This is a genomic window from Streptomyces albiflavescens (assembly GCF_014645835.1).
Taxonomy (GTDB): Bacteria; Actinomycetota; Actinomycetes; order Streptomycetales; family Streptomycetaceae; genus Streptomyces; species Streptomyces albiflavescens.
The window spans coordinates 806909-826069 of record NZ_BMMM01000001.1 but is presented as its reverse complement, the minus strand read 5'-3'; the positions used below and the strand labels follow the sequence as shown (position 1 = coordinate 826069).

Here is a 19161-nt window from a genome sequence, read left to right as displayed (position 1 = left end):
TCCGGAACAACGGCCCACGAGATCAAGGCGGTTGAGATGAGCGACGGGGAGCGAGCAGCCACCCCCGCGCCCGCCCCGGCGGACGACGGGCGGGCCCCCTCGGACCCGCCCGTCGTCGAGGCGACGGGCATAGTCAAACGATTCGGTCCGACGGTGGCCCTGAACGGCGCCCGGATCACCATCAGGCCCGGAGAGACCCACGCGCTGGTCGGCCGCAACGGAGCCGGCAAGTCGACCCTCGTGTCGGTCCTCACCGGTCTTCAGGCCCCCGACGAGGGAACGGTGACCTTCGGCGGCGAGCCGGCCCCCCGGCTCGGCGACCGTGACGCCTGGCGCCGGCGTGTGGCCTGCGTCTACCAGAAGTCGACGATCATCCCCACGCTGACCGTCACCGAGAACCTCTTCCTGAACCGGCACGACCACGGACAGAGCCGGCTCATCAGCTGGCAGGCCACCCGTCGCCGCGCACAGGACCTGCTGTCGGCCTGGTCGGTGGACGTCGACCCGCAGACCCCGGCCGGTGATCTGAGCGTGGAGCAGCGGCAGTTCGTCGAGATCGCCCGCGCGCTGTCCTTCGGGGCCAGGTTCATCATCCTCGACGAGCCGACCGCCCAGCTCGACGGAGCGGCCATCAACCGGCTCTTCGACCGCATCCGCGACCTGCAACGCCAGGGCGTGACCTTCCTGTTCATCAGCCACCACCTTCAGGAGATCTACGAGATCTGCGACCTGGTGACGGTGTTCCGCGACGCCCAGCACATCGTGACCGCACCGGTCGCGGAACTGCCTCGCACCGACCTCGTCGCCGCCATGACCGGCGAGGCGGCGGCCGACCGGCGCGAGGAACGCACGAGCGCCCTCGACTCCGGTGCCACGGCCGCACTGAACGTTCGCGCTCTCCGGGGCGACGCGTACGACGACGTCAGCTTCCAGATCGGGGCCGGCGAGATCGTCGGCCTCGCGGGGGCCGCCGGCAGCGGTCGTACCGAGGTCGCCGAGACCGTCGTGGGACTGCGGGCGGCAGCGGCGGGCGAGGTGGAGATCGCCGGGAGGCGGCCCCGGCCGGGCAGCGTGCCCGCGGCGCTCGCCGCAGGCGCCGGGTTCGTCCCGCAGGACCGGCACCACCAGGGCTTCGTTCCCGACATGTCGATCGCGGACAATGCCACCCTGTCCGTTCCCCGCAGGCTCGGCCTCAACGGGTTCCTCAGCCGCAGCCGCCGGGACCGGCTCGCCGAAGGCTTGATCGAGAACCTCGCGATCAAGACTCCCGGCCCCGAACTGCCCGTCTCCGCCCTGTCCGGAGGCAACCAGCAGAAGGTCGTCATGGCCCGCGCCCTCGCCGACGACCCCCGGCTGCTGGTCCTGATCAACCCGACCGCAGGAGTGGACGTGCGCTCCAAGGAGTTCCTCCTCGGCAAGGTCGAGGAGACCGCGGCCGCCGGCACCGGAGTGCTCATCGCCTCCGACGAACTCGACGACCTGCGCATGTGCGACCGGGTCCTGGTGATGTTCCAGGGCCGTGTGACCTCAGAGATCGCCCGCGGCTGGCACGACCACGACCTCGTGGCGGCGATGGAAGGAGTGGACCTCGATGCCTGAAACCGTCCTCGCGGACACCGCCGCCGCCAAGGGCACGGAGCCGGCGCCCAAGCGGACCGTGCTGCTCGGCGGCCGGATACCCCTGGCCCGCCTGCGCGACCTCGCGCTCGTCCCGGCCATCGTGGTCATCGCGATTGTCGGACAGATCGTCAACCCGGTGTTCCTGCAGGCCGACAACCTCATCAACGTCCTGCAGACCATGTCCGAGATGGCGCTGCTGGTCCTCGCCCAGACGATGATCCTGATCGTCAAGAAGATGGACCTGTCGCTGGAGTCCACCATGGGTCTTGCGCCCGGCGTCGCGGCCTGGCTGGTCGTGCCGGTCGGCGCGGGGCACGGACTCGGACTGCTCCCCGGCGCGTGGTCCGTTCCCGTCACCCTGGCCGTGGGCGCGCTCGTCGGCGTGATCAACGCCCTGCTGATCATCCGCTTCGGCCTCAACGGCTTCATCGTCACCCTCGGCATGCTGATCGTGCTGCGCGGTGTCCTCACCGGCATCTCCGGCGGCCAGACCTTTTTCCAGCTGCCGCAGTCGATGCTCTACCTCGGCACCGCCGAATGGTTCGGGATGCCGGCCTCCATCTGGATCTGCCTGCTGCTGTTCGCCGTTGCGATCGTGGTGCTCGGCTGGACCAGCTTCGGGCGTTCGCTGTACGCCATCGGCGGCAACGTCGACGCCGCGAAGGCGGCCGGTATCCGCACCGACCGGGTGCTGTGGATCGTGATCGTCACCGGCAGCGTCCTCGCCGCCCTCGCCGGGCTGATGCTCTCCGGACGCCTGGCCTCGGTGGCCTCCGCGCAGGGCAACGGCTATATCTTCACCGTCTTCGCCGCCGCCGTCATCGGCGGGATCAGCCTAAACGGTGGCAAGGGCACCATGTTCGGGGCTTTCTGCGGCATCCTGCTGCTCTTCATGATCCAGAACGTGCTCACGCTGGCGGGCGTCCCCGCGCAGTGGATCGGCGCTCTCAACGGCCTGATCATCCTGGTCGCCCTCGCCATCTCGCGTATCACGGGCGGCAAGGCCCAGGAGTGAAACCGGCGGGCGTCCAGGACGCCCGCCATCCTCCGCCGCACCCCATCTCGTCGCCAGGGGTCGTATCGCCCCCGCACCTCACAGGAGTTGCCGCCATGTCATCCGCCCTGTCCTCTTCCCAGGCATCCCCGGCCTCTGCCCGCATCACCGCCCTGGATGTGCTGGACGTGCGTTTCCCGACGTCCGAGCACCTGGACGGGTCGGACGCGATGAACCCCGAACCCGACTACTCCGCCGCCTACGTCGTCCTGCGCACCGACGTCGGCGACGGACTGGAGGGCCACGCCCTGGCCTTCACCACAGGTCGCGGCAACGACGTCCAGGCCGCCGCCATCGCCGCTCTCGCCCCGCACGTGGTGGGCCTGTCGGTCGAGGAAGTCTGCGCCGACCTCGGCGCGTTCTCCCGCTCCCTCGTACACGACCCCCAACTGCGCTGGCTGGGCCCGGAGAAGGGCGCCATGCACATGGCCACAGGCGCAGTCGTCAACGCCGCCTGGGACCTGGCCGCCAAGCGGGCCGGCAAGCCCGTGTGGCGCTTCCTCGGCGAGATGTCGCCCGAGGAGCTGGTCGCGCAGGTCGACTTCCGCTGGCTGTCCGACGCCCTCACCCCGGAGGAGGCCCTGGAAATCCTCAGACGCGCCGAGCCCGGCCGCGCCCAGCGCATCGGCCACCTGCTCGACCGGGGCTACCCCGCCTACACCACCACCCCCGGCTGGCTCGGCTACTCCGACGAGAAACTGGCCCGCCTGGCCCGCGAGGCCGTCGCCGACGGCTTCACCCAGATCAAGCTGAAGGTCGGCGCCTCCCTGGACGACGACATACGGCGCATGCGCACCGCCCGCGAGACCATCGGGGACGGCATCCGTATTGCCGTGGACGCCAACCAGCGATGGGACGTCCAGGCCGCGATCGACTGGATGCGTGCCCTGGCGCCCTACCAGCCGTACTGGATCGAGGAGCCCACCTCCCCCGACGACATCCTCGGTCACGCCGCCGTGCGTAAGGCCGTCAGCCCCATCAAGGTCGCCACCGGCGAGCACGTCGCCAACCGGGTCGTCTTCAAGCAGCTCCTCCAGGCCGGCGCGGTGGACATCGTGCAGATCGACTCCGCGCGGGTCGGCGGCGTCAACGAGAACATCGCGATCCTGCTCCTCGCCGCGAAGTTCGGCGTCCCGGTCTGCCCGCACGCGGGCGGCGTGGGCCTGTGCGAGATGGTGCAGCACCTGTCGATGTTCGACTACGTCGCGGTCTCCGGCACGACCGAGGACCGCGTCATCGAGTACGTCGACCATCTGCACGAGCACTTCGTCGACCCGGTGCGCATCGTCGACGGCCACTACCTTGCGCCGACACTGCCGGGGCTGAGCGCGCAGATGCACCAGGCGTCCCTCAAGGAGTACGCCTACCCCGACGGCCCCGTCTGGATCGCTCGTGTCTGACGCACCGCACCTGGTCGACGCCCACCACCACGTCTGGGACCTGGACGTCCGGCCGCAGCCCTGGCTGGACGAACCGGGGCACGAGCCGATCCGCCGCAACTTCAGCCCGCACGCCCTGCGCTCGGCCGCGACCCGGCCGATCGCCGGACGGCGACTGACGAGCACGGTGGTCGTCCAGTGCGTCGCCTCCGTTCCCGAGACCCGAGACCTGCTCGCCCTGGCCGACATCGACCCGCTGATCGGGGCCGTGGTCGGCTGGGCGGACCTGACGTCCCCCGCGATCGGCGACGTACTCGACGACCTGCGGACCGGGCGCGCAGGCCGGTACCTGCGGTCCGTACGCCACCTTGTGCAGGGCGAGTCCGATCCGTACTGGCTCCAACGGCCGGACGTGGAAAGGGGATTGCGAGCGGTCGGGGAGCGCGGGCTCGGATATGACGTGCTGATCCGCACCCACCAGCTCCCGCAGGCGATCCGTCTCGCGGAACGGCTCCCCGAGCTGCCGCTCGTCCTGGACCACGCCGGCAAGCCGCCGATCGCGCGGCGCGAACTCACCGATTGGACACAGCAGTTGAGGATGCTGGCCAGGCATCCCCAGGCCCGTTGCAAGGTGTCGGGGTTGATCACTGAGGCGGACCACGAGAAGTGGACCGTCGACGACATCCGCCCCGTGTGGGACGTCCTGCTCTCCGCCTTCGGCCCCGACCGACTGATGTTCGGCTCCGACTGGCCGGTCGCGAACCTCGCGGGCGGCTGGAACCGCTGGGCCGCCACCGTCGAGGAACTCCTGGACGGCTGTTCCGACACCGAGATCCACGCGGTGCTCGCCGGCACCGCGACCGCCTTCTACCACCCGACCCCCATCCCATGAAGGAGGTGACACCGTGCTCCTGACGGAACTGCTGCACCCCGGGATCCTCGAATCCCTGGCCGGAGCCGGTCACGGATCCCGTGTGCTGCTCGCCGACGGCCACTACCCCGCGAGCACCGCCACCGGCGAGCGCGCCCGGACCGTCCATCTCAATCTCGCCCCAGGCCTGCTGGACGTCACCACGGTGCTCGACGTCCTGCTGCGTGCATTGCCCGTCGAGTCGTCCCACGTCATGGTGCCACCCGACGGCGAACCGGAGCCGCCCGCCATCGCCGAGTACCGCTCGATGCTGGCGCCCCTCCCGGTCGACACGCTCGGCCGTTTCGAGTTCTACGCCGCCGCCCGCTCGCCCGACCTGGCGCTGGCGATCGTCACCGCCGACACCCGTACCTACGCCAACCTGCTGCTGACCATCGGCGTCCGCGCTGAAGGGACCCTGACGACACGATGACACTCGCCGTCCGTTACGTTTCCGCCCGCTCCCTGGACACGGCTCCAGCGATCGGTGTGCCGCCCGGTCCGGGTGAGGTGGAGCTGGCTCCCGCCTTCGTCGGTATCTGCGGTACCGATCTGCACATCTTCCACGGCGACATGGACGCCCGAGTCCGGACGCCCGCCGTCCTGGGACACGAGATGTCCGGCCGGGTCGTGCGGGTCGGGCCGGGCGTGGAGGGCTGGCAGCCCGGGGACGCGGTCACCGTGATGCCGCTGCGCTGGGACGACACCTGTCCGGCCTGCCGTGCCGGGCATCAGCACATCTGCCAGCACCTCGACTTCATCGGTATCGACTCGCCGGGGGCGATGCAGCAGCGCTGGACGGTGCCCGCCTCGACGCTGATCAGGCTGCCGGAGTCGCTCGCCCTGGACCGGGCCGCGCTCGTCGAGCCGACGGCGGTCGCCGTGCACGACGTGGGCCGGGCGGGGCTGCGTGAGGGCGAGAAGGCCGTCGTGGTCGGCGGCGGCCCGGTCGGCATCCTGATCGCGCTGGTCGCGCGGGCCGCGGGCGCCGAGATCCGGGTGGTGGAGGTGAGCGCCCACCGTCGGCTGCTCGCCGAGGAGTTGGGGCTCACTGCCTGGGACCCGGCCGCCGAGGACGTGTCCGAGGCGGTGCGGCAGTGGACCGGGGACGCGGGCGCGGACGTCGCCTTCGAGGTGTCCGGCGCGGCGGCCGGCGTGGACACGGCGGTCGACGTGCTGGGAGTGCGCGGCCGGTTGTGCCTGGTCGCCATCCACCCTCGCCCGCGTGAGGTGAACCTGCACCGCTTCTTCTGGCGCGAACTGACCCTGGTGGGCGCCCGGTTGTACGACCGCTCCGACTTCGAGCGGGCGGCGGCCCTGGTCGCCGACGGCACCATCCCGGCTGAGCGGCTGATCAGCAAGGTCGTGCCGCTCACCCAGGCGCCCGCCGCCTTCGAGGCCCTGGAGGGCGGCGGCGACGTGATGAAGATCCTCGTGGACTGCACCGACGACGCCCAGGGAGCCGACGCATGACCGCCTTCGACCTCACCGGACGGCTCGCAGTCGTCACCGGTGCCCGACGCGGCATCGGCAGGGCCATGGCCCGCGCGCTCGCCGAGGCCGGCGCGGACGTCATCGGCGTCAGCGCCACCCTGGAGGAGTCCGGCAGCGCGGTCGAGAAGTACGTCCTCGCCGCGGGCCGCACCTTCGAGGCGATCCGCGCCGACTTCGCCGACCCGGAAGCCGTACGAGCCCTGGGCGCGGACCTTGCCGGGCGTGAGCGTCCGGTGGACATCCTGGTCAACAACGCGGGCACGATCCGACGCGCCCCTGCCGCGGAACACGCCGACGCCGACTGGGAGTTGGTGCTCCAGGTCAATCTCAGCGCCCAGTTCGTCCTGACCCGGGCGGTGGGTGCCGCGATGGTGGCCCGCGGCCAGGGGAAGATCATCTTCACGGCGTCGCTGCTCAGCTTCCAGGGCGGTATCAACGTCCCCGGCTACACCGCCGCCAAGCACGGCATCGCCGGGCTGACCAAGGCGCTGGCCAACGAGTGGGCGCCGTACGGCGTCAACGTCAACGCCCTTGCCCCCGGTTACATCGCCACCGACAACACCCAGGCTCTGCGGGACGATCCGGAGCGCAGCAGGGCGATCCTGGACCGTATCCCCGCCGGACGGTGGGGCAGCGCGGACGACCTGGCGGGCGCCGCCGTCTTCCTCGCCTCGGACGCGGCCGCCTACGTCCATGGCACCGTCCTGCCCGTCGACGGCGGATGGCTGGGCCGATGACCACAGACCCGGCCGCCGTGCTGGCCGGCTCCCGCGTCATGCCGGTACTGACCGTGCCGTCCATCGCGACCGCCGGGCCGCTGGCCGAGGCGCTTGCGGCGGGTGGTGCCCGGTGCGCCGAAGTCACCTTCCGCACCCCGGACGCCGAGCAGGTGCTCAAAGCGATGGCGGCCCATGGCGGCCTGGCCGTCGGTGCGGGCACGGTCCTCACGCCCGAGCAGGCGGAACGTGCCGTGGCGGCCGGGGCCCGCTTCGTCGTCTCTCCCGGCTTCGACGAGGAAGTCATCGCCAAGTGCCGGGAGTTGAGGGTGCCCGTGGTGCCCGGTATCGCCACCGCCACCGAGCTGATGCGCGCCCTCAAGGCGGGCCTCGACACCGTCAAGTTCTTCCCCGCCGAGCCGCTCGGCGGCCTGCGGACGCTGCGAGCGCTCGCAGCCCCCTTCCCCCGGACGCGCTTCGTGCCGACCGGCGGGATCGACGCCTCCCGCCTGGCCGCCTACCTCGCCGACCCGACGGTCCTGGCCGTCGGCGGCAGCTGGATGGCCACCGCCGCCCACCTGGAGCGGGGCGACTACGAGGCGATCCGCCGACTGACCGCCGAGGCGGTGGAGAGGAGCATGACGTGATCGACGTGGTGGCCCTCGGCGAGGTGATGCTGCGCTTCGACCCGGGCGAGGGACGCATCCGCACCGCCCGCACGTTCCAGGTCTGGGAGGGTGGCGGCGAGTACAACGTCGTCCGTGGGCTGCGGCGCTGCTTCGGCCTGCGGACGGCCGTCGTGACCGCGCTAGCCGACAACGCGGTGGGCCGGCTCGTCGAGGACCTGATCCTCCAGGGCGGCGTCGACACCTCGCTGATCCGCTGGATACCGGACGACGGCATCGGCCGCACCGCCCGCAACGGCTTGAACTTCGTCGAACGCGGCTACGGCATCCGCGGCGCGCTGGGCGTCAGCGACCGTGCCCACACCGCCGTCTCCCAGCTGCGGAAGGGTGATGTGGACTGGGACACGGTGTTCTCGGCAGGGGTGCGCTGGTTCCACACCGGTGGCATCTTCGCGGGCTTGTCCGACACCACGGTGGACGTCGCAGACGAGGCCATGGCCGCGGCCCGCCGCCACGGCGTCACCGTCTCCTACGACCCCAATTACCGCCCGAGCCTCTGGGCCGGCCGGGGCGGCGCCGACGCCGCCCGCGAGGCCGACCTGCGGCTCGCCCGGCACGCCGACGTCATCGTGGGCGCACTGGGCCTGGCCGGGACGTACCCGGGACAGACGCGTATCGGGGACGACGAAGCGGCGGACGTCCTCGCCGAGTTGGCCGGCCTGCTCCCCGACGCACAGGTGCTGGCGACGACCCTGCGCGGCGTACCGTCGGCCGGCGTCAACGACTGGTCCTCGGCCGCCTGGTCAGCCGAAACCGGCTTCATCGCCGGCCCCCGGATGCCAGGCCTGCAGGTCCTGGACCGCATCGGCTCCGGCGATGCCTTCGCCGCCGGCCTCATCCACGGACTTCTCGACGAGGCCGGCCTGGAGCGCGCCCTGGCCTACGGCACCGCCCACGGCGCGCTCACCATGACCACGCCCGGAGACGTCTCCATGGCCTCGCTCGCCGAGGTCGAGGCGCTCATCGCGGGCGGGTCTGCCCACGTCAGACGCTGACGACGCCCGTATCGCCCGTACCCCAGGAGCACGACTTGTACCAGCGGAAGATCCAGAACACGTCCGTCTCGCTCACCGAGCTCGGCTTCGGGGCCTCCGTGATCGGCAACCTCTACCGCGTCACCCCCGTCGACGACGCGACCGCCGCCGTCGACGCGGCCTGGGAGGCCGGCCTGCGGTATTTCGACACCGCCCCGCACTACGGGCTCGGCCTCTCCGAGCGCCGTCTGGGCGCTGCGCTGCGAGACCGTCCGCGCGACGAGTACGTCATCTCCTCCAAGGTCGGCAGGCTGCTGGTGCCCAACGAGGAGTCACGCGGAGTCGACGCCGAGGGTTTCGTCGTACGGGACGACCTGCGCAGACAGTGGGACTTCAGCCGCGACGGCGTACTGCGCTCCATCGAGGACACGCTGCAGCGCACCGGCCTGGACCGGCTGGACATCGTCTACCTGCACGATCCGGACGACCACTGGCGGCAGGCGGCGGAGGAGGCCATGCCCACGCTCGCGGAGTTGCGCGACCAGGGTGCGATCGGCGCGATCGGCGCCGGCATGAACCAGTCGGCGATGCTCGCCCGCTTCCTGCGCGAGACCGCCGCCGACGTGGTGATGCTGGCCGGGCGCTACACGCTCCTGGACCAGTCGGCGCTGGACGACGTCCTGCCCGCCGCGCGGGACCTCGGCAAGAGCGTGGTGGCGGTGGGCGTGTTCAACTCGGGACTGCTCTCCCGTGACCGGCCCGCCGAGGGCATGAAGTACGACTACCAGGACGCCCCGCCGGCTCTGGTCGCCCGTGCCCGGGCGATCGCCGAGGTCTGCGCGGAACACGGGACCAGCCTGCCCGCCGCCGCGATCGCCTTCCCGTACACCCATCCCAGTATCATCAACGTCACCCTCGGCATGCGGACTCCGCAACAGGTCGGACGAAACGTGGAACTCCATGATCAGCACGTCCCGGACGGCCTCTGGGACGATCTGAGCGCGCAGGGGCTGATCAGGGCGGACGTGCTCGCGGGGCACGGTGGAGGGAGGGATGTGCGGTGTCTCTGACGGACAAGGCCATCGAGCAGATCCGTGAGCTGATCCGGACCGGTGCCCTTCCTCCGGGCTCGAAGCTCCCACCGGAGCCGGACCTGGCCGCGCAGCTGGGCCTGTCCCGCAACCTCGCCCGAGAGGCGGTCAAGGCGCTGGCCGTCGCGCGGGTCCTGGAGGTCCGCCGGGGGGACGGCACGTATGTGACCAGCCTCCAGCCGAGCCTGCTCCTGGAGGGGCTCGGCGGTGCGGTGGAGCTGCTGCAGGGCGACTCGGTCGCCCTGCAGGACCTCATGGAGGTACGGCGGCTCCTCGAACCCATGGCCACGGCCCTTGCCGCCACGCGGATTTCTGATGAGCAACTGGCCGAGGTGAAGCAGCACCTGGACGCCATGCGCGAGGCCCGCGACGACGTCGAACGGCTCAACGCCCACGACGCCGCCTTCCACCGCGCCGTCGTCTCGGCCACAGGCAACGAGACCCTCCTCACCCTCCTGGAAGGGATCTCCGGCCGCACCCTGCGCGCCCGTATCTGGCGCGGTCTGGTCGACGACAAGGCGGCGGGCCGCACTCTCGCCGAGCACGAGGCCATCTTCAACGCCCTGTCCACCCGTGACGCCACCCTCAGCCAGGCAGCGGCACTGCTGCACGTGAGCAACACCGAGCAGTGGCTGCGGGAACACCTGCGCTCGGGCGAACCGCTCCCCTTCGGGACGACAGCGGGGAAGTGACGGGCGGGCGCCGATGCTCTCCCGGGACCGGAGGGCGGAAAGGCCGAGGTCCCGGGAGCGGAGGTCATCCGGCGGTCAGAGCTCGACCCCGCATCGCTGAAAGAGCCGCTACGGGGCTTCACCGCCGACGTCTCCGACGACGCCTCCGTGCGCGCGGCGGTGGTTCGGGCGACGCGATCGGCGGATACGGGTTCGACGTCATCGCGCTGTCCAGAGGTCAGGTCGCGCCGGTGGCGGGCGACGGACCATCGCCGACGCGGACTTCGCGCGTGACCGTTGCCGTGGTGGTCACCGCTGCATACGGCCGGACGCCCGCTGACCGGCAGAGTAGGTGCCGCGCAGATTCAGCAGGCCGCCGCCGCTGACCGTGGCCGTCGTGGCGCACGTGACGCTGGACGGGGTGCGCCGGCCGGAGCGGAGTACGAGCGGGGACCGCGCCGTCACGCGGTACGGCCCCCGCCCGGCGTTGTCAAAGCGCGAGGATCTGCCAGTCCTGGTTGGGGCCGCCGGTGGCGGGCCACTGGATGACCGAGGCGCCGTCTGCGGTGGAGGCGTCCTTGACGTCGGCGCACCAACCGTTGCGGACGTTGACGAGCTGGTGGTAACCGCTGGTCTGAGAGGGCACCAGCTTCCACGACTGGTTGTCGCCGCCGTCGTCGGTCCACTGGCTCAGTCCGTCCCCCTTGGCCGAGCCGCCCGGGCTCTGAAGGACCTTGCCGCTGCGGACGTTGGACAGCCGGTAGGATCCGTCGGCGTTGGGCAGCAGTTTCCACTGCTGGTTGGTACCGCCGCCCCACGGCCACTGGATGACGGCGCCCCCGTCGGCGGTCGAGGCGCCGCTGACGTCCAGTACCTTGCCGCTCTTGCGGTTCACCAGCCGGACGGTGCCGACGTCCGCGCTGAAGGGCCGGTCGTAGACCTCCAGGTTGCGGACCGACGCCCAGACACCCGAGGGCAGCCCGGTGACCGTCACCCGCACATACCGTGCCTGCGCCCGGAAGACCGAGACCTGCACCTGACTGGTGCTGGTGGTGGCGGTCAGGTCGGCCAGGGTTGTCCAGCCGGCGTTGTCGGTGGAACCCTCGATCCGGTAGCGGTAGTTCGTGCCCGGGGACTCCCAGGCGATTCGGGTTCCGGTCAGCGACCTCACCGACCCCAGGTCCACCTTGAGCCACTGCCCCGTGTCGCCGTTGCTCGCGCTCCAGCGGGTGGCGGTGGAGCCGTCGAAGGCCTTGGCGGCGGTGTTGCCCTTGGAGGTCTCCTCGCTGCCGGCCGTGGCCGTCTTGCCGACGGCGATGTCGGCCGGCTGCACGGAACGGTCGAGCGTGACCCCGATGACGCTGTCCTCGGGGATGCGGGTGCGGTTGACGCCGGTGATCGTCACCCTGCCGTCCGAGCCGACGGTGTACGACAGGTCGGTGCCCGTGGCGACCTCGAAGACGCGGGTGACCTTGGCGTCTCCGGTGGACGGGGTGGTGAAGGAGGTGCCGCTGTAGCCGGGCAGCAGGTGGACGTAGAAGGTGTTGTCCTTGTACGTGTAACCGTACCGGCCGTCCACTGGTTCCCACGGCCCGCCGCGCGTGCCGTAGACGGCCTGGCCGCAGGTGGAGAGGAAGGAGCCGACCCTGCGCACCACGGCGGCCTGGTCGGCGGGGACGACGCCGGTGCGGTCGGGGCCGACGTTGAGGAGGCACACCATGTTGCGCACCCAGGAGTTGACCAGGATGTCCATGATGGTGCCGAAGCTCATCACGGGCGCGCCGGCTCTGTAGCCCCAGGATCCGCAGATGGTGAAGTTCTTCTCCGTCAGACGGCCGGTACGCATGGCACCGGTGGGGATCGCGCCGCCTTCCTCGCTGGTGTAGTCGCCCATCCAGCCGGAGCGCGGGTTGACCACGATGTCGGGCTGATGCTTGCGGACCAGGCCCATCACACCGAGGGGGCGGCCGGTGGCGGAGTCGGTCTCGCTGTAGGCGGAGTCCACCGGCCACTGGTTGGCGGTGTCGCGGAGCTTGCCGGGTTCCCAGAAGAAGGCGGAGTCCGAGTCGGAGCCGTGCTGGCCCAGCCAGCCGCCGTCCCAGTAGATGTCGTCGATCTTGCCGTACTGGGTCATCAGCTCCTTGACCTGTTGGTACACCTCGTTCTTCATGATCCGCGCGTTCTCCTTGTGCGCGGGATCGGTGGTGTAACCCCACTTGTTGGGCAGGCAGTTGGTGCCGGTCACGTCGTAGTAGCCGGGGTAGCGCCAGCTCATGGGGGAGTAGTAGAGCCCGACCCTGAGGCCGGCGTCGCGTACGGCGGTGACGTACTCGCCGATCAGGTCCCGCCGCATCGGAGCCTGTCCGGCGTGGAAGGCGTTCGGGTGGTTGGACGGCCACAGGGCGAAACCCTCGTGGTGACGAGTCGTCAGGACGGTGTACTTCGCGCCCATGTCCTTGGCCAACTGGGCCCAGTCGGCAGGTTTGTAGGCGCTCGCCGTGAACTGCTCGCCGGTCGTGTCGGTGAAGTACTTGCGGTAGGTCTCCGGCGGGGCGGCGGAGTTCTCCATGTACCACTCGCCCCTGGCGGGGCCGGAGTAGACCCCCCAGTGGATGAACATGCCGAGCTTGGCGTCCTGCAGCCACCGGATCTTCTCGTCGGACTGCTGCTCGATGCCCAGGTCCGGTTGGGGGACCCGCAGCGGGAGGAGGGGGAGGGGCTGTGGGGTGGAGGCGGCGTGGGCGGGGGCCGCCAGCGCCGGTGAGACGACTGCGGCAACGGTCATGGCGCTCATGCCGGTCAGCACTCTGCGGCGACTGATCGGTTCGGGCAAGGATCTCTCCTGACTGTTCACAGAACAGCACGGGCGGTGTGCCGTTTCAGGTTCGAAGCGAGCGGGTCGAGGGGCGTCCCGGTGATGGAGCCCATGCCGCGACGCAAGAGAACATTGGATGTATTACCGGGTATCGAACGGGTTGTTGTCCAGAGATCAGACGTAACTACCCAATCTTGTCAGGGTTTTCACGTGTCACCTGCGGGGCTGTCGAACTCTCGACATGGGATGTATTTACCGTGCGGTAGCTATTGACGAGGGCATGCCCAGTACTTAGTGTCCTGCGACGGATCCGAACAGATTCCAACAACAAGTTGCCGGCCGCTCGGAGCGGAGTACCGATGCTCAGACGTGTGTTCCCCCCTCTTCTCGCTCTTGTCCTGGGCGTGTTCACGCTGCTCGTCGCCGGCGCCCCGGCCCAGGCCGCCCCGGTCACCGTGACCAACGGGACGCAGTTCACCGACACCACGGGAGCCGTGGTGCATGCCCACGGCGGCGGGGTGATCAAGGTGGGCGCGTACTACTACTGGTTCGGTGAGAACCGCAACCCGGACAACACCTTCAAGGCCGTGTCCGCCTACCGCTCGACCGACCTGAAGACCTGGGAGTTCAGGCGCAATGTGCTGACCCAGAGCAGCGCTCCCGAGCTGGCGGTCGCCAACATCGAGCGGCCGAAAGTCATTTACAACACCACGACCGGCAAGTTCGTGATGTGGATGCACAAGGAGAACGGCAAGGACTACAACGAGTCCCGTTCCGCGGTGGCCGTCTCCGACACCGTCGACGGCGACTACGCCTGGCGGGGCAGCTTCCGGCCGCCGTCCGGTACGACGTCCCGGGACATGACCCTGTTCAAGGACGACGACGGAACCGCGTACCAGGTCACTTCCGCGGCCGGCAACGCCGACCTGCACATCTACAAGCTCACCGCCGACTACACCGGCTACGACAGCCTGGTCGCCAACCCGTGGCCGAACAACTTCCGTGAATCACCCGCGCTGTTCAAGCGCGACGGCGTCTACTTCATGCTCACGTCCGGCACCAGCGGCTGGAACCCCAACCAGCAGAGGTACGCCACCGCCACCAGCCTGACCGGTCCCTGGACCCCCATGACCGAGATCGGCGACGCCACCGCCTACGGCTCCCAGACGGCGTACGTGCTGCCCGTGCAGGGCACCTCGGGCACCTCCTACCTCTACATGGGCGACCGCTGGGGCAACTCCATGGGCGGCACGGTCAACGACTCCCAGTACGTATGGCTGCCGCTGACCTTCCCGACCCGGACCACCATGAACCTGCCGTGGTACCCGCAGGTGGCCATCGACACGGCCGCCGGCACGGTCACCGGAGTGGGCGGCGGCCCCTACTACAACCTGGTCGCCCGGCACAGCGGCAAGTGCCTCGACGTCACCGACAACTCGGCCGCCGACGGCGCCAACGCGCTGCAGTACACCTGCAACGGCGGCCTCAACCAGCAGTGGCGGCTGCAGGACGCGGGCGGCGGCTACGTCCGGGTGCTCGCCCAGCACAGCGGCAAGTGCCTGGATGTCGACGGGGGCTCCACCGCCGACGGTGCGTTCGTGAACCAGTACCACTGCACGACGGGCACCAACCAGCAGTGGCGGTTCGACGACCAGGGAGGCGGCTACTACCGCCTGGTCGCCCGGCACAGCGGCAAGTGCCTTGACGTCGCGAACGCCTCGACCGCCGACGGCGCCCGCCTCATCCAGTGGCCCTGCGGTACCGGCACCAACCAGCAGTTCCAGCGACCCGCGGTGTGAGACGGGGCGGGACGCCGACCAGCGATTCCAACTGCAGCGTGCCCCGGCCCCGCCCGGGGCGCGCCCCCCCACAGCGGCGAGGCAGCCGCACGCAGTGAAGGAGACACAGATGACGGGCATGCGTACGGCATGCAGGGTCCCGTGGTGGCGACGCGGGAGGCGAACGGCCGTGCTCGCCGCGGTGACCGCCCTGATGGCAACGTTGCTGACCGGGTTGGGCGCCGCCGGGACGGCGCAGGCGGCCACCGTGGACACGAGCGCGTGGTACGTGCTGGTCAACCGTGGCAGCGGCAAGGCGCTCGACGTGGCGAATGCGAGCACTGCCGACGGGGCGAGTCTCACGCAGTGGCCCCAAACCGGCGGCGCCAACCAGCACTTCCAGTTTGTCGACTCGGGCGGCGGCTACTACCGGCTGAAGGCGCAGCACTCGGGCAAGGTGCTGGATGTGCTCAACTACTCCACGGCCGATCATGCGGACATCGCGCAGTGGAGCGATGCCAACGGCACGAACCAGCAGTTCCGGCTGGCTGATTCGTCGGACGGTTACGTCCGTCTGCTCAACCGCAACAGCGGCAAGGCCGTCGAGGTGGACAACGCCTCGACGGCGGACGGTGCCAAGGTCGTACAGTTCACCGACTGGGGCGGGGCCAACCAGCAGTGGCAACTGGTCCGCGTCGGCTCCAGCGGCAGCGGCGCACTGCCGTCGACCTTCCGGTGGTCCTCCAGCGGCGTCCTGGCCGGTCCGAAGCCGGATGCCCAGCACAGCACCGTGGCCATCAAGGACTTCTCGGTGATCCGCAACAACGGCCAGTGGGTGGTCTACGCCTCGGCCGTGGGCCCGAACTTCGGTTACGGACTGGAGCAGTTCAGCTTCAGTGACTGGTCACAGGCCGCATCGGCACCACACTCGTACCTGGACCAGTCGCCGATGGGACCGGGCTACCGGGCCGCGCCCCAGGTGTTCTACTTCGCGCCACAGAACCTGTGGTACATGGTCTACCAGACCCCTGCGCCCACCTACTCCACCAGCACCAACCCCGCCGACCCGAAGTCGTGGTCCTCGCCGCGCACCTTCATCGCCCAGGAGCCGCCGATCGTCACCCAGAACAAGGGCAACGGCACCTGGATCGACTTCTGGGTCATCTGCGACACGGCAAACTGCCACCTGTTCTTCAGTGACGACAACGGCCACCTCTACCGTGCCGATACCAGCCTGGCCAACTTCCCGAACGGTTTCGGGAACACGCAGATGGTGATGTCGGACACCAAGAACAACCTGTTCGAGGCGACCAACGTGTACAAGGTCGCCGGCAGCAACCAGTACCTGCTCCTTCAGGAGGCCATCGGCAACTCCACAGGCCGGCGCTACTTCCGTTCCTTCACCTCGAGCAGCCTCACCGGCGGCTGGACCCCCCTCGCCGACACGTGGGACGAACCCTTCGCCGGCCGCAGCAACGTCACCTTCCCGGGCGGCGCCTGGACCCAGGACATCAGCCACGGCGAGATGGTCCGCGCCGGCAACGACCAGACCCTCCCCATCGACCCCTGCCATATGCAGTACGTCTACCAAGGCGTGGACCCCAACGCCGGCGGTGACTACAACTCGCTGCCCTGGCGGATGGGCCTGCTCACCCAGACCAACTCCACCTGCTGACCGCCTGAACCGTCACCGGTCATCCACGTCGCCCCGCCGGGCAACTCGCCCGGCGGGGTGACGTGCTGTCTGCGCGTCTCCGCCGGTCGCGGGCGCCCTCAGGCCATGGCCAGGACGGCGGAGATCAGAGCCCGCATGCAGACCCCTTCCGCTTCCTCGTCCGGCAGTGAGAGGTGCAGCCGGACGCACCAGTCAGCCACCGGTCGTACCCGAAGGGCCGGAAGCCGGTCAGCGGCCTCAGGTCCTTCGGGCGCCCTTGCATCGAGGGGTGGTTCAGGACGTCGTACCGATCACCGCGCCACCGGACTTGGTCACGTGGTACGTCACCTTGGCACCGCTCCAGAAATGGAAGGTGAGGTTCACCCGTGCGCCGTCGCGAAGCGAGTCGAGGAAATCATGCGTGAGCGAGATGCCGTTGCCGGTGTAGCTCGGCGAGAAGGCCTTGGTGAACTGCTGGTACGGAGTCCAGTCGAGCGGTCCGGCGTTGCCGCCCTCGGCATACTTGGACTCCATCGTCGCCAACAGGTCGCCCCGGAACTGGGTGGGGATGCGCAAGGAGCCGGTCGTTCCAGTGGCGTTCGAGAGTACGGGCGTGCTGTTCGAGATCACCTTGATCTGCCAGGGCACACCCTTGGAGAACTCGGCCTGGAGTGTCGTGCGGACTCCGTAGGCGCGGTCGCCTGCCAGCCTGGTGAGCGTGGCGGCCTTCAGCGTCAGCCGGTTGCCGGAGAGGGTGTAGTCCCTGCCCTCGGCCAGCGTGGCACTGCCTGCCTTGAGCCCCTTGAAGGTCGTGCCGTTCGGGTTCAGGGTCAGTGTCCGGTCCGGGACGGACCCGGACCGGGGTTCGACCTGCGAGCCGGTCAGGCCGATGCCGGAGAGGTTGCCGAGGTTGGTCCACGTACCGAGGATCGAGTTGCTGCCTTCGAGCGTGATCTGGCCGTCGCCGGAGGCCCGTACGTAGCGGTAGTTGCCTGCTCCGGCCGGTACCCCGACGATCTGGGTGTCGATGATGCCCTGGGTGCCGGGGCGGTCGATGTACACCTGCGGGGTGGTGATGGTGTGGAAGTCGGTGGTGCGGGCGTAGTAGATGCGGTGCTTGAGTACGCCGTTGAGGGTCGCGTTCGTCGCCCAGTACAGGACGTAGTCGTTGGTCTCCGGGTTCCAGATCGCCTCCGGTGCCCATGCGTTGCGCCCGTCGGGGATCGCGGCTGCGACGTTGAGCAGCCACGGCTGCGACCAGGTGACCAGGTCAGTCGACTCCCACACCACGATGTTGCGGCTGGCGTTGTTCACGGCCTGGTCCCAGTTCTGCCCGCAGCCGATGCACAGGTCGGTCGCGATGATCCAGTACCGGCTTCCGTCGGGGGAGCGCACCAGTGCAGGGTCGCGTACTCCGCGTGTGCCGACCGTGGAGCGCAGGGCTATCCCGCCGCCGTTGAAGTCGCTCCAGTTCAGGCCGTCCGTGCTGTGCGAGAAGTAGATCTGCTGACCGTTCGACCCGTCCCCGGTGAAGTGCACCATCAGGTAGCCGGGATCGGCGGCGGCGGCATGTTGCGGGGTGGTCAGGGCCTGGCCGGTGAAGAGGAGGCACGCGGCGAGCAATATCGCCGCCAGCCGTGCGCGCAGCGCGGACATGTACATCTCCTGTCGTCCTTCGCACGCCACCATCGGGTGACGAGGGGCGCGGTGGAGTGGTGGGGGGTGGGGTTGGCTCGGTCTCGTTGTGGCGGGATGGACGCGGCTGGAGCGCGACATGGAAGGGCCGCGTCACGGTTGTCGTTCGAGTGGGGCGGTCGTGGTTGGGTTGGCCCGTCCGGGCGCGGGTGGACAGGGTGCGGCAGGAGCAGGGCGTTCCGCGGCGTTCAGGCGCCCGTGAGGTGGTGCTTCACCTGTGCCGCTTCGGCGTCCTGTTCCCGTGCGGCTTTTGCTTCTGTCTTGTTCGGGCCCGGGGGCCCCGATTACCTGTGCAGCGGGGGGAGCTGTCCGAAATATCGAACGGTGTTCGTGAAGTCGGGCAGACGCTAAATGGGGAAGCGAGACGCGTCAATACCTCCGACATCCGTGGATCGGGGGACCTGGGAAGGCCGTTGCGGTCGGCGACCGCACCCTGGCGCAAGCACCGCCTCGCCACGGCCTGTGCCGCGGGGTGGGAGGCGGTGGTGGGCAACGCGTGCCGTTCTGCCTGGTGGGCGTGGTGAATGCGGTAGCGAACCGGTTCGATGAAGGAGCGCAGGGAACTGGGCACGGGCTTCTCGAACCGGTCGCGGTTCGAGAAGCCCGTGCTCCGTCCGGGCGAGG

General features: G+C 69.7%; 15 protein-coding genes. 13 read left to right on the top strand and 2 right to left on the bottom strand.

The window, feature by feature from the left end; all coding sequences use genetic code 11:
* Positions 1-36: 36 nt before the first annotated feature.
* From IEY95_RS03545 to IEY95_RS03495, 11 genes are all read left to right on the top strand, one after another.
* Positions 37-1599 carry a sugar ABC transporter ATP-binding protein gene (locus tag IEY95_RS03545; protein ID WP_189184309.1) on the top strand — a complete coding sequence of 521 codons (1563 nt, stop codon included), beginning with the start codon at positions 37-39 and terminating at the stop codon, positions 1597-1599.
* Positions 1592-2635, top strand: coding sequence for an ABC transporter permease (locus tag IEY95_RS03540; RefSeq protein ID WP_189184308.1), 1044 nt, complete (start codon positions 1592-1594; stop codon positions 2633-2635). The genes IEY95_RS03545 and IEY95_RS03540 overlap by 8 nt, the downstream gene beginning before the upstream one ends.
* A gap of 95 nt (positions 2636-2730) precedes the next feature.
* On the top strand, positions 2731-4074 hold the full coding sequence (locus IEY95_RS03535; RefSeq protein ID WP_189184307.1) for an L-fuconate dehydratase: 1344 nt from the start codon (positions 2731-2733) through the stop codon (positions 4072-4074).
* Positions 4067-4945 carry an amidohydrolase family protein gene (locus IEY95_RS03530; protein WP_189184306.1) on the top strand — a complete coding sequence of 293 codons (879 nt, stop codon included), beginning with the start codon at positions 4067-4069 and terminating at the stop codon, positions 4943-4945. Before IEY95_RS03535 ends, IEY95_RS03530 begins: the two co-directional genes overlap by 8 nt.
* Before the next feature lie 13 nt (positions 4946-4958).
* Complete coding sequence (locus IEY95_RS03525) at positions 4959-5396, top strand: RbsD/FucU domain-containing protein (RefSeq protein ID WP_189184305.1); 438 nt, start codon at positions 4959-4961, stop codon at positions 5394-5396.
* Complete coding sequence (locus IEY95_RS03520; protein WP_189184304.1) at positions 5393-6436, top strand: zinc-dependent alcohol dehydrogenase; 1044 nt, start codon at positions 5393-5395, stop codon at positions 6434-6436. The genes IEY95_RS03525 and IEY95_RS03520 overlap by 4 nt, the downstream gene beginning before the upstream one ends.
* Complete coding sequence (locus tag IEY95_RS03515; RefSeq protein ID WP_189184303.1) at positions 6433-7194, top strand: SDR family oxidoreductase; 762 nt, start codon at positions 6433-6435, stop codon at positions 7192-7194. The genes IEY95_RS03520 and IEY95_RS03515 overlap by 4 nt, the downstream gene beginning before the upstream one ends.
* Complete coding sequence (locus tag IEY95_RS03510; protein ID WP_189184302.1) at positions 7191-7820, top strand: bifunctional 4-hydroxy-2-oxoglutarate aldolase/2-dehydro-3-deoxy-phosphogluconate aldolase; 630 nt, start codon at positions 7191-7193, stop codon at positions 7818-7820. Before IEY95_RS03515 ends, IEY95_RS03510 begins: the two co-directional genes overlap by 4 nt.
* On the top strand, positions 7817-8854 hold the full coding sequence (locus IEY95_RS03505; RefSeq protein ID WP_189184301.1) for a sugar kinase: 1038 nt from the start codon (positions 7817-7819) through the stop codon (positions 8852-8854). Before IEY95_RS03510 ends, IEY95_RS03505 begins: the two co-directional genes overlap by 4 nt.
* A 35-nt stretch (positions 8855-8889) precedes the next feature.
* Positions 8890-9903 carry an aldo/keto reductase gene (locus IEY95_RS03500; protein ID WP_189184300.1) on the top strand — a complete coding sequence of 338 codons (1014 nt, stop codon included), beginning with the start codon at positions 8890-8892 and terminating at the stop codon, positions 9901-9903.
* A complete protein-coding gene (locus tag IEY95_RS03495; protein WP_189184299.1) occupies positions 9894-10616 on the top strand; it encodes a FadR/GntR family transcriptional regulator in 723 nt (240 codons plus the stop codon). The genes IEY95_RS03500 and IEY95_RS03495 overlap by 10 nt, the downstream gene beginning before the upstream one ends.
* A 469-nt stretch (positions 10617-11085) precedes the next feature.
* Here IEY95_RS03495 and IEY95_RS03490 read toward each other — a convergent pair whose 3' ends face one another.
* On the bottom strand, positions 11086-13428 hold the full coding sequence (locus IEY95_RS03490; protein WP_229702539.1) for an alpha-L-fucosidase: 2343 nt from the start codon (positions 13426-13428) through the stop codon (positions 11086-11088).
* Between the two features lie 341 nt (positions 13429-13769).
* On the opposite strand from IEY95_RS03490, the gene IEY95_RS03485 reads away from it, so the two are divergent.
* The gene (locus tag IEY95_RS03485; protein WP_189184298.1) at positions 13770-15209 is read left to right on the top strand and encodes an RICIN domain-containing protein; all 1440 of its coding nucleotides are present in this window, start codon (positions 13770-13772) and stop codon (positions 15207-15209) included.
* Positions 15210-15318: 109 nt separating this feature from the next.
* Positions 15319-16863: a non-reducing end alpha-L-arabinofuranosidase family hydrolase gene (locus IEY95_RS03480; protein ID WP_229702538.1), complete on the top strand. Its 1545-nt coding sequence runs from the start codon at positions 15319-15321 to the stop codon at positions 16861-16863.
* Positions 16864-17136: 273 nt separating this feature from the next.
* Here IEY95_RS03480 and IEY95_RS03470 read toward each other — a convergent pair whose 3' ends face one another.
* Positions 17137-18498 (bottom strand): X2-like carbohydrate binding domain-containing protein, encoded by a 1362-nt coding sequence (locus tag IEY95_RS03470; RefSeq protein ID WP_229702537.1) that lies wholly within the window; start codon positions 18496-18498, stop codon positions 17137-17139.
* Positions 18499-19161: the final 663 nt, after the last annotated feature.